General features: G+C 71.4%; 11 protein-coding genes. 2 read left to right on the top strand and 9 right to left on the bottom strand.

Annotation, left to right across the window (positions count from 1 at the left end; all coding sequences use genetic code 11):
• The 5 genes from QSG27_RS24690 to QSG27_RS24670 all read right to left on the bottom strand — a co-directional run.
• On the bottom strand, positions 1–1,990 hold a 1,990-nt coding region (locus QSG27_RS24690; RefSeq protein WP_306710843.1), incomplete at its 3' end, for a hybrid sensor histidine kinase/response regulator.
• Between the two features lie 283 nt (positions 1,991–2,273).
• Positions 2,274–3,242, bottom strand: coding sequence for a metal ABC transporter permease (locus QSG27_RS24685; RefSeq protein WP_306710841.1), 969 nt, complete (start codon positions 3,240–3,242; stop codon positions 2,274–2,276).
• Positions 3,239–4,432 (bottom strand): metal ABC transporter permease, encoded by a 1,194-nt coding sequence (locus tag QSG27_RS24680; RefSeq protein ID WP_306710839.1) that lies wholly within the window; start codon positions 4,430–4,432, stop codon positions 3,239–3,241. Before QSG27_RS24680 ends, QSG27_RS24685 begins: the two co-directional genes overlap by 4 nt.
• Positions 4,429–5,232 carry a metal ABC transporter ATP-binding protein gene (locus QSG27_RS24675; protein WP_306710837.1) on the bottom strand — a complete coding sequence of 268 codons (804 nt, stop codon included), beginning with the start codon at positions 5,230–5,232 and terminating at the stop codon, positions 4,429–4,431. Before QSG27_RS24675 ends, QSG27_RS24680 begins: the two co-directional genes overlap by 4 nt.
• 22 nt (positions 5,233–5,254) lie before the next feature.
• Positions 5,255–6,253, bottom strand: coding sequence for a metal ABC transporter solute-binding protein, Zn/Mn family (locus tag QSG27_RS24670; protein WP_306710835.1), 999 nt, complete (start codon positions 6,251–6,253; stop codon positions 5,255–5,257).
• A 170-nt stretch (positions 6,254–6,423) separates the two neighbouring features.
• On the opposite strand from QSG27_RS24670, the gene QSG27_RS24665 reads away from it, so the two are divergent.
• Positions 6,424–7,152: an SAM hydrolase/SAM-dependent halogenase family protein gene (locus QSG27_RS24665; protein ID WP_306710833.1), complete on the top strand. Its 729-nt coding sequence runs from the start codon at positions 6,424–6,426 to the stop codon at positions 7,150–7,152.
• Here QSG27_RS24665 and QSG27_RS24660 read toward each other — a convergent pair.
• The 4 genes from QSG27_RS24660 to QSG27_RS24645 form a co-directional block, all read right to left on the bottom strand.
• Positions 7,147–7,542: a response regulator gene (locus tag QSG27_RS24660; RefSeq protein WP_306710831.1), complete on the bottom strand. Its 396-nt coding sequence runs from the start codon at positions 7,540–7,542 to the stop codon at positions 7,147–7,149. The genes QSG27_RS24665 and QSG27_RS24660 overlap by 6 nt on opposite strands.
• A 129-nt stretch (positions 7,543–7,671) precedes the next feature.
• Complete coding sequence (locus QSG27_RS24655; protein WP_306710829.1) at positions 7,672–8,367, bottom strand: HAD family hydrolase; 696 nt, start codon at positions 8,365–8,367, stop codon at positions 7,672–7,674.
• 85 nt (positions 8,368–8,452) lie between these two features.
• Complete coding sequence (locus QSG27_RS24650; protein ID WP_306710827.1) at positions 8,453–8,695, bottom strand: hypothetical protein; 243 nt, start codon at positions 8,693–8,695, stop codon at positions 8,453–8,455.
• A gap of 160 nt (positions 8,696–8,855) precedes the next feature.
• Positions 8,856–9,290 (bottom strand): Fur family transcriptional regulator, encoded by a 435-nt coding sequence (locus QSG27_RS24645; RefSeq protein ID WP_306710825.1) that lies wholly within the window; start codon positions 9,288–9,290, stop codon positions 8,856–8,858.
• 178 nt (positions 9,291–9,468) lie between these two features.
• Between QSG27_RS24645 and QSG27_RS24640 the strand changes: the two genes are divergently transcribed.
• Positions 9,469–10,410 carry a transglutaminase family protein gene (locus tag QSG27_RS24640; protein ID WP_306710823.1) on the top strand — a complete coding sequence of 314 codons (942 nt, stop codon included), beginning with the start codon at positions 9,469–9,471 and terminating at the stop codon, positions 10,408–10,410.
• Positions 10,411–10,661 lie beyond the last annotated feature (251 nt).

The raw sequence follows: 10,661 nt of genomic DNA, 5'->3' as shown, positions 1-10,661 counted from the left end.
CGCGCAGCCGGTCGGGCAGGGAGCCGGCGACCGGGGTTTCCACGCTGCCGATCACCGCGGTGCCGGCGGCGGGCAGGGTGCCGGCGTCCAGCCCGGCGACCATCTCCTCCGCATCGGGCGCGGCGACCACGGCCCCCCAGGAGCGGAGCTGCTCGGCCAGCGCCCGCCGGACGACGGGGTTGAACTCCAGCAGCAGGACCGATTCACCGGCCAGCGGCGGTTCCGCACCGGCGGTCCGTTCCGCGTCGGGCTCCAGCGGCAGGGTGAACCAGAAACGGCTGCCCTGGCCGGCGGTGCTGTCGAAGCCGATGCTTCCCCCCATCATCTCCACCAGCCGCTTGGAGATCGCCAGCCCCAGCCCGGCGCCGTCGTGGCGGCGGGACAGGCGGGGATGGACCTGGGAGAATTCGGTGAACAGGTCGGCCTGCGCGTCGGGCGGGATGCCGGGACCGGTGTCGGCCACCTCGAACCGCAGGCGCGGCGGGGCATGGGGCTGGGCAGGGTCCTCGCCCTCCCATTCCGACAGGGTGACGGCCACGCCGCCGCGGTCGGTGAATTTCACGGCGTTGCCGACGAGGTTCAGCAGAACCTGCCGCACCCGGCCCGAGTCGCCGCGCAGCGCCGCCGGCAGGGTGCCGGGGATGCAGACGGCCAGCTCGATCCCCTTGGCGAAGGCGCGGGCGGCCTGAAGCTCGACCACGCTCTCCAGCACCTCGGCGGGGGAGAAGCGGTCCGAGTCCAGGGTCAGCTTCCCGGCCTCCATCTTGGAGATGTCCAGGACGTCGTTCAGCATGGACAGCAGCGCTTCCGCCGATTCGCGGGCGGTGCGGGCGTAGGTGCGCTGCTCCTCGCCCAGCGAACCGTCCAGCAGCAGGCCCAGCATCCCCAGCACGCCGTTCATCGGGGTGCGGATCTCGTGGCTGACGGTGCGCAGGAATTCCGACTTGGCGCGGCTGGCCAGCTCCGCCTGTTCCTTGGCAAGGCGGAGCTGCGCCTCCGTCCGGCGGTGCTCGGTGATGTCCGTGTAGGTCATCAGGACCGACCGGTCAGGCAGGGGGCTGGCGGTGATCTCCAGCACCCGGCCGTCGGGGCGCGTGCGCTCGACGCGGCTGATGCCTTCGGGAAGCAGGTTGGTCAGGTGGCGGGCGGCGATCTCCGCCGGGTCGCCGGGGCCGAACTCGCCGCGGTCGGCCAGGAAGCGCAGGAAGCCGTCTATGCGCAAGCCGGGATGGACCGCGCCGTCCGGCAGGTCCAGCATTTCCAGCAGGCGCCGGTTGCAGGTCAGGAAATGGCCGTCCGCGCTCCACACCAGAAGCCCCTGCGACATGGCGCTGAAGGTGGCCTCCAGAAGGTCGGACTTGTGGGCCAGCTCCTGCTCGCGCTGTTTCAGCTCGCTGATGTCGGTGCGCAGCCCGACATAGCCGCCGTCGCTGGTGCGCCGCTCCTCGATCTTGAACCAGCGCCCGTCGCCGATGCGCTTCACCTGCGGCCCCTGCGGGTTGCGGTGCTGCTCCATCCGCTGCGCCACCCAGCGGTCGATTCCGGCGGGGTCGCAATCGGGAAACTGGCCGGCGGCGGCGCCCCGGCGGACCAGCTCCTCGAAGGCGACGCCCGGTTCCACCGGGCCGATGGGGGCGCAGATCTCGCGGAAGCGGGCGTTGCAGTGGACCAGCCGGTCCTCCGCGTCGAACAGGACGAATCCCTCGTTGACGACCTCGATGGCTTCGGTCAGGCGGCGGTTGGCGTCCGCCGCGCGGGCTTCGGCGGCGTGGGCTTCCGCCTGGGCGCGCCGGGTGGCCTCCCGTTCGCGCATCACCGCCAGGGCGACGACCGCGCCGGCCAACGCGATCCCCAGAAGCGGCCAGATCAGTTCGTCCGTTTCGTGCTCCAGCAGATGCTGCAGCGTGTGCAGCGCGCTCCCCAGCAAGAGGAGCAGCGCGACCAGGGTGAGCCCGCTCCAACGGCGCAGCCAGCGGTGAGGGAACGGCATTCGGCGCTCCGCATGGGTCGACGCGCCGACGTTACGGCTTTTGCATCGGCGGAGCAACGGGGCTGGGAGGAAAGCCCGGGATGGTTCTTTACTCCGTCGGCGCGGTTTCTTTTCTGCGATGGCGCCGTCCATGGCGTGGGCTTTGCCACAGGGACATGGAGAGAGGGGGCGAACCCTCCGATTGTCTTGCCCCCGGACCGCGATATCTTCGGGTTTCAGGTCCCCCCTTGTCTCTGTGTCTTTGTGTCTCTGTGGTGAAAAAACGCGGCTACCTGTTCCGGCGTCACGCGACGGCTTCCGGGTCGCGGCGCAGCCGGCCGATGGCGCGGCGCCGGCCCAGCAGGCCGTGGCGCGGTCCGAACAGAACGGCCAGCGCCAGGATCAGGCCCGACGCCACGGCGATCATGCCCGCGGCGTTCAGCGAGTGGGAGGCTCCCAGCAGCATCGGCCCGAAGGCCGCGGCGCCGTAGCCGGCCAGCGCCGCCAACACCCCCAGCGCGACGCTGAGCAGGATCTGAACGGCCAGCCGGTCGGTCAGCAGGCGGGCGGCGGCGGGCGGGGCGATCAGCATGGCGATGACCAGGATGGAGCCCACCGCCTCGAAGGCGGCGATGGCGGTGGCCGCCACCAGAAGCACCACCCCGTAATGGAACAGCCCCGCCGGGATGCCCAGCGTGGAGGCCAGCGCCGGGTCGAAGGTGGTGATCTTCAACTCCTTGTAGAACAGCCCGACCAGCGCGGCGCAGAGCGCGAAGACGGCGGCCAGCGTCAGCACCTCCCGCGGCAGGGCCGCCCACACCGCCGGGTCGCGCAGCGAGTCCCAGCCCGTGGGGGCCAGCCACAGGATGGTCTCCAACTGGCCGTAGAGCACGCAGTCGGCGTCCAGATCGACGCCCCCGGCGGAGGCCTGCTCGATCATCACCACCCCGGCGGCGAACATCACCGTGAAGACGACGCCCATGGCGGCGCCGGATTCCAGCCGGCCCAGCCGCCGCACCGCCTCGATCAGCAGGCCGGCCAGCGCCGCGGCGGCCAGCGCGCCGAGCATCATCGGCAGCGTCTCCCGCGTGCCGGCGACCAGGAAGCCGCCGACGATGCCGGGCAGGATGGCGTGGCTGACCGCGTCGCCCATCATTCCCTGGCGCCGCAGCACCAGGAAATTCCCGACCAGCGCGCAGGCGGCGCAGGCCAGCACCGCGGCCAGCAGGGCGGGGGCGTCGATCTGAAGGAATTCCTGGACGTCCGGCATCATGACGGGGTGCTCCGCTCCTCCAGCAGCCGGACCATGTCGCCGGGCAGGACCGAGTCGATGGGGTCCACGCCCCAATTGGCGTGGGCGGGCAGCAGGGCCGGGTAATCGGCCAGGAAACGCTCCCACAGCCGCCGGTCGCGCTCGGCGGCCAAGGCGGCGCCGCGGCCCGCCGGGGTCAGGGCACCGTTGCGGGCGTAGCCGCGCAGGCGCAGCCAGAGCGCCATGGCGCCCTCCACCGGCCGGCCGGCCAGCCGGTCGGTCAGGGCGCGCCGCTCCGCGAAGGACAGGCGCAGCCGCCCCTGGCGCAGTGCTGCGGCGACCAGCCCGCGGGCCGGCGCGAAGAGGAAGCTGACCAGGAAGAAGCCCCCCGCCACCAGAACGATCACCGCTCCCGCCGGCAGCTTGGGAAACAGGGCCGACAGGGTGGCGCCCAGCCAGCCCGACAGGGCGCCAATCACCGCCGCGGCGACGGTCAGGGCGGGCAGCCGGTCGGTCCAGAAGCGCGCCGCGGCGGGCGGGATGATGAGAAGCGCCACCACCAGGATCAGCCCCACCGTCTGAAGCCCAATCACCGTCACGAAGGTGGCCAGCCCCATCAGCACGAGGTCGAGCGCCCCCACCGGCCAGCCCTGCACGGCGGCGAATCCGGGGTCGAAGGCCAGCACCCGCAGCTCCTTGAACAGCAGGGCGACGGCCAGGGCGGCCCCGGCGGCCAGCAGGCCGATGGCGATGGCCTCGCCCTGGGCCATGGCGGCGGTCTGGCCCAGGATGAAGGTCTTCAGCCCGGCCTGCCCGCCCAGCTCCAGATTCTGGATCACGCTGAGCAGGACGACGCCCAGCCCGAAGAAGACCGACAGCACCGCCCCGATGGCCGAATCCTCGGTCAGCCGGGTGAAGCGGGAGAGAAGCTGCACGGTCAGCAGCCCGGCCACCCCGCTGACCACCGCCCCGGCCAGAAGCAGCGGCAGCGACCGCTCCGGCAGGCCCAGCGCCGCCCCGGCCAGGAAGGCGACGGCGATGCCCGGCAGGGTGGCGTGGCTCAGCGCGTCGCTGACCAGCGCGCGGCGGCGCAGCAGCAGGAAGGTGCCGACCGTCCCGCCCGCCAGCCCCAGCGCCGCGGTCCCGGCGACCACCACGGCGCTGTTGAAGCCGGATTGGAAGGTCAGGATGCGCAGCGCCTCGTCCATCATGACGCCTCCACCGCCGCCGGGGCCGGCATGGGCCGCCCCCCGTAGGTGCGGGACAGCAGGTCCGGCGTCATCACCCGCCCGACCGGCCCCTGGGCGACCACGCGGGTGTTCAGCAGCAGGGCGTGGTCGAAATAATCGCTGACCGTCTGAAGATCGTGGTGGACGCAGATCACCGTCCGCCCGGCGGCGTCGAGGTCGCGCAGCACCTGGAGCACCGCGCGCTCCGTCGCCGCGTCCACCCCGGCGAAGGGCTCGTCCATGAAATAGAGCTGCGCCTCCTGGGCCAGCGCGCGGGCCAGGAAGACGCGCTGCTGCTGCCCGCCGGACAATTGCCCGATCTGGCGTTTGGCGAAGTCGGCCATGCCCACCCGCTCCAGCGCGTGCAGAGCCGCCTCCTTGTGGGCGCGGGTGACCGGGCGGAACCAGCCGATCTTCCCGTAGCGGCCCATCGCCACCACGTCGAGTGCCGAGACGGGGAAGTCCCAGTCCACGCTTTCCCGCTGCGGCACATAGCCGATCAGGCGGCGCTGTTTCGCGATGGGGCGCCCGAACACCTCGACCGCGCCCGACACCCGCGGGACCAGCCCCAGGCACGCCTTGATCAGCGTCGATTTGCCCGCCCCGTTCGGCCCGACCACCGCGATCAGCCCGCCGGGCGGGGCGGCGTAGTCCACGTTCCACAGCACCGGGCGGCGGTGGTAGGCGACGGTCAGGCCGCGGATCTCCAGCGGCGGCGGCCCGATGGGCGAGGCTTCCTCGGGGGCGGTGCGGCTGCCGGGGGTGCGCCAGAGATATTGCATGGTCCGTTCCTCCTCCGCCGCGTCAGCGCTGCGCCAGGGCGAGCTTGCCCTGGAAGCCGCCGGCCGGCGCGTCGCCGCCCAGCGCGCGGGCGATGGTCGTCACATTGTGGTCGATCATGCCGATGTAGGTGCCCTCGTAGCTGCCGGGCGCCCCCATGGCGTCGGAGAACAGGGCGCCGCCCAGCGTCACGGGGTGGCCGCGCGCCCCCGCCCCTTCGACCAGGGCGCGGACGTTGCGGTCGGACACGCTGGTTTCCGGGAAGACCGCCGGCACGCCGCGGTCGGCCAGCAGGGCGGCCAGCTCCTCGATGATGCGCAGACCGGCCTCGGATTCGGTGCTGATGCCCTGGATGCCCCGCACCTCGATCCCATAGGCGCGGCCCAGATAGTTGAAGGCGTCGTGGGCGGTCACCAGGATGCGGGCCTTGCGGGGGATCGAGGACAGGATGCGCCGGGCGTAGGCGTCGAGCCGCGCCAGCTCCTCCCCGTACGCGCCGGCGTTGCGGGCGTAGGTTTCCGCCCCGGCGGGGTCGAGCCGGGTCAGCCCGTCCCGGATGGCGGGCAGCGTCCGCGCCCACATGCCCACGTCCATCCAGATGTGCGGATCGTGGGCGCCCTCGAACTCCGGCGGGCTGAGCAGCCGGTCCTCCGGCACCGCCTCGCCCAGCGCCACGACCGGCTTGCCGGACTCGCGCAGCCGGTCGAAGGCGCCGGTCATCTTGCCTTCCAGATGCAGCCCGCTGATGAACACCGCGTCCGCCCGCAGCAGCCGCACCGTGTCGGAACGGGTGGGCTTGAACAGGTGCGGATCGACGCCTTCGCCCATCAGCGCCTCCACCGCCGCCCGGTCGCCGGCCACCGCCCGCACGAGATCGGCGACCATGCCGGTGGTGGCGACGATCACGGGGCGCTTCCCCTCGGCCCGGGCCGGGCCGGGCAGGAGCAGGGCCACCGCCAGACCGACGACGGCGATAAACTTCGTCAGGCTCTTCGTGGCGAAGGTGTTTGAACATATGTTCATATTCATTGGTCCCGACAAAGATCGGCAATGATAGGGCGTGCGGAGAAAGTAAACGGAGCCGAGTGCATTTGGGTTCCGTTGAATATATGAAGCGCCTGTTACCTGTTGCAAGGCGGCGAGGGACGATTCCGTGCCTTACCGGACGGGGCGGGGTGCGCTATACTGGCCGCATGATCGTGCTCTTTACGGATTTCGGGCTGTCCGGCCCCTACACCGGGCAGATGAAGGCGGTGCTGGCGCGGATGGCGCCGGGCCTGCCGGTCATCGACCTGTTCGCCGACGCGCCCGCCTTCGACCCGCAGTTGTCGGCCTATCTGCTGGCCGCCTACGCTCCGGAATTCCCGGCGGACAGCGTCTTCCTCTGCGTGGTGGACCCCGGCGTGGGGACCGACCGCCGTCCGCTGGTGGTGGAGGCCGACGGGCGCCGCTTCGTCGGGCCGGACAACGGCCTGTTCGAGCTGGTGCGGCGCCGGGCGGAGTCGGTGCGGGCCTGGACCATCGGCTGGCGGCCCGAACGGCTGTCGGCCAGCTTCCACGGGCGGGACCTGTTCGCCCCGGTGGCGGCCAGCCTCGCCATGGGGACCCCGGTCGCCCTGGAGCCCGCCGGTCCGGACTCCATCGCGCGGCCCGGCTGGCCGGACGATCTGGCGCGGATCGTCTATGTGGACGTCTACGGCAACGCCATGACCGGCCTGCGCGCCGACCGGCTGCCGGAGAACGCGGTCCTGCGGGCCGGCGGGCGCACGGTGCGCCGTGGCCGGACCTTCGCCGACGTTCCGGTGGGGGAGGCGCTGTGGTACGCGAATTCCAGCGGTCTGGCGGAGATCGCCGTCAACCGGGGCCGCGCCGACCAAGATGCCGGGCTCGCCGCGGGGATGCCGGTGGAGATTGTTCTATAACCCTTCCAGGCAGCGGTCGAGCAGATCCAGATCCACCGGGCGGGTCAGCACGGTGACCGGGCTGTTGTCCGGCTGGGCATCCGGCGCGGCGGCGGTCAGGATGATCCGGGTGCGGGGGTAGAGCATGCAGGCCAGCGCCGCGGCCCGGTCCGCCTCGTCCTCCGGACGGTGGCGGCGCAGCAGGGCGACGGCGGGACCCTCCGCCCCGATGACGGTCAGGGCCTCGAACCCGCTGGACAGCTTGGTCACGGTGAAGCCGCGGGCGGTCAGATGGCGGGCCAGCTCGTCCCGCTGGCCGGGATCGTCGTCCGCGACGACGGCGCGGCGGTCCCCCTGGCCGGGCGGGCGGATGTCGGCGTCGATGGAAAAGCCGGCCTGCATGGGGGGCATCGCCACGGACTCCTGTTGGTGCTGGCCCGTTGGTGCTGGCCCATTGGTGCTGGCCCATTGGTGCTGGAGGGCTTTCTACGCCACCCGGGTGACGGTTGCAAATCCCCGTGGGTGGTTCCCGTCGGCCGGTCAGCGGATCTTCACGACGCTGGGGCGGTCGACGATGGACAGCATCGGCAGGTCGCTGGGCCGGTTGCCGTAGCCCCAGGTCTCGCCGAAGGGGCCGTTGGCGGCGATCCAGCCGCGCACCCGCTCCAGCTTGTCGAGCCGGACGCAGTTGCCGGTGCACAGCCGCCCGGTCAGGGCGCCGTCCTGCACCTCCATACCCGTGGCCAGCAGATCGTCGACGTTCAACCCGCGCAGCAGGGCCGGCATGTAGATGTCGAGCGCCCCGGTGGCGACCACCACCCGGCGCCCCTCGCGCCGGTGCATCTTCAGCGTCTCCACCAGCGGGGCGTGCCAGCGGATGCGGTGGACCAGCCGTTCCGCGGCGGCCAGCGCGTCGGCCACCGGAACGCCGCGCAGCGTCCGGCGCAGCAGGATGGTCTTGACCGAGCCCGGAAAATCCACCCCCGGCCCGCGCCCGCGGGCGTGGCGGTGCAGGCCCGAGCGCAGGGCGTCGAGGAAGGCCAGCCGGGCGCGGTTGCGCCCGATCACCTCGCCGATGAACATCAGCAGGCTGTCGCCGTGGATCAGCGTCCCGTCGAAGTCGAAGAAGGCCACCCCCGGCGCGATGGCGGCCAGGGGGGACGCCGGGGGAGCGGTGCCGCCGGTTGAAGGGCCGGGCGTCATGACATCCGAGAGAGAGGCGGCGCTGGTCTGCATGGCGCCCTTATCCGGCGGAACGCGCCGCGTCACAAGTCAAATAAGTGGAAGACCGGTGGCCGGGGCAACCCGGTGCCGGGTCCGCTCAGTGAAGGGACGGGCTGGGAGACTCGTCCGCCTCCTCCGCCTCGATCAGCAGGTCGCCCGTGGCCAGATCCCCGGCGCACTCCTCCAGCCCCGCCTTCACGGCGATCAGGAGGTTGATGATCTCGCCGTTGTCCTGCTCCAGGATGCGCAGGCGCTCCTCCAGCTTGTCCAGGCGGCGGGTGACGCTGTCGGTCAGCCGGTCGAGGCGGGCGAGAACCGGGTCGTTGTTCGTGTCGTCCATGGCGGCGGTTGGTCCGTCGATGATTCGTGTGCCTTCCGAAGCTAGGACCACGAACCGTCTCCGGACAGCCCCGCGCCCGGCGCAACCCACAATTGATGGGATTACCGTCCGGATGGTGCCCGGTGAATCCGAAGGACTCAAGCCCGGGCACGCCCGGGAGTCACTCCCCCTCCGACGTGGTGGCGCGGCGGCGCAGCGGAACACCATACAGTTCGAGCCTATGGCCGAGAAGTTCATAGCCGAGTTCGCGGGCTATGACTTCCTTCAGCCGTTCGAGGTCTTCATTCTGGAACTCCACCACCTTTCCGGATTCGAGGTCGATCAGGTGATGGTGGTGCTCCGACCCGGCTTCTTCATAGCGGGCGCGCCCGTCGCCGAAGTCCAGCCGGTCGATGACGTTGGCATCCTCGAACAGGCGCATCGTCCGGTAGACGGTGGCGATGGAGATGCGCGGATCGATGGAGGACGCCCGGCGGTGAACCTCTTCCACGTCGGGGTGGTCGGCGGCCTCCGACAGCACGCGCGAAATCACACGGCGCTGATCGGTCATCTTCAGCCCTTTTTCAATGCAGAGCTGTTCGAGGCGCGAAGGCATGGAAGTCCCCTTGTTGTCGTCTCTCTGGCGCGCGTGATCCGGCCCATCCGGCCCGGGCCGCGCGTTGGCCGCCGTCCCTCCCCGGCACGGCCACCCGAATGCCCGAGCACCATACTGTGATTCGGAACCATTCACAAATGCCGACGTTTGGTGTCGGCTTACGGAAAGGGCGGGCGCCATGATGACCCTGGACATCCACCACACCACCGTCTACCGCTATGCCAACCCGGTGACCTTCGGCGATCACCGCCTGATGTTCCGGCCCCGCGACAGCCACGACCTGCGGCTGGTCGAAACCGGATTGGTCATCAGCCCCGTGCCGGCCTCCGTGCGGTGGCTCCACGACGTGTTCGGCAACTCCATCGCGGTGGCGCGCTTCGACCAGCCGGCGGCGGAGCTGCGCTTCGAGAGCCACATCCGGGTGGAGCACTACCCGATGGGCGAGCTGGAATTCCCCATCGAGGATTACGCCCGCTCCTATCCCTTCAGCTATTCCGCGGAGGAGGTGCCGGATCTCGCGCTGACCACCCAGCGGCATTACCCGGACCCCGACCATCTGGTGGACGACTGGGCCCGCCGGTTCGTGACGCTGGGCGAGGGCGGGCCGCCCGACACGCAGGCGATGCTGGTCTCGATGACCCGCAGCATCAAGGAGACCTTCACCTATCAGGCCCGCGACCTGGAAGGCACCCAGAGCCCGGTGGAGACGCTGACGCTGAAGAGCGGCTCCTGCCGCGATTTCGCGCTGCTGATGATGGAGGCCGCGCGCTCGCTGGGTTTCGCGGCGCGCTTCGTGTCCGGCTATCTCTACGATCCCGCGCGGGACGGGCGGGAGGGGGCGATGACCGGCGGCGGGGCGACCCACGCCTGGGTGGAGGTCTACCTGCCGGGCTGCGGCTGGGTGGAGTTCGACCCGACCAACGGCATCGTCGGCGGCAGGAACCTGATCCGCGTCGCCGTCGCCCGCGACCCGGCGCAGGCGGTTCCGCTCGCCGGGTCCTGGACCGGGGCGCCGGCGGACTTCCTCGGCATGACGGTGGACGTGCAGGTCACGGCGACCGGCGGGCCGGGCGGAAACGGCGCTCCGGAAAACCCGGCGCCGCAGGCCGGCCCCGTTTGACGCGGCAACCAATTGCAAACGAACGTCTGGCAGGATGGACGGTCCGGGGCTGCTTCGGCGCCGGACCGACCGTCCCATCCGTCTGACGAGGCCGCGCCCCTGTGCTCCATTCCGATCCGACCAGTCCCGCTCCGGGCGGCGCGCCGGAAACGGAGGCCGCCGTGACCGCCGTCCTGCCGGCCGCCCTTCTGGCCGCCCGCATGCCGCCCGCCGGGCCGGACACGCCCTGCCGGGAGTTGCGGGACCGGTTG

The organism is Azospirillum isscasi, from assembly GCF_030849505.1.
In the GTDB taxonomy this organism is placed as follows: Bacteria; Pseudomonadota; Alphaproteobacteria; order Azospirillales; family Azospirillaceae; genus Azospirillum; species Azospirillum isscasi.
The sequence above is the reverse complement of the archived record's forward strand: the minus strand, read 5'-3'. Positions and strand labels throughout refer to the sequence as shown.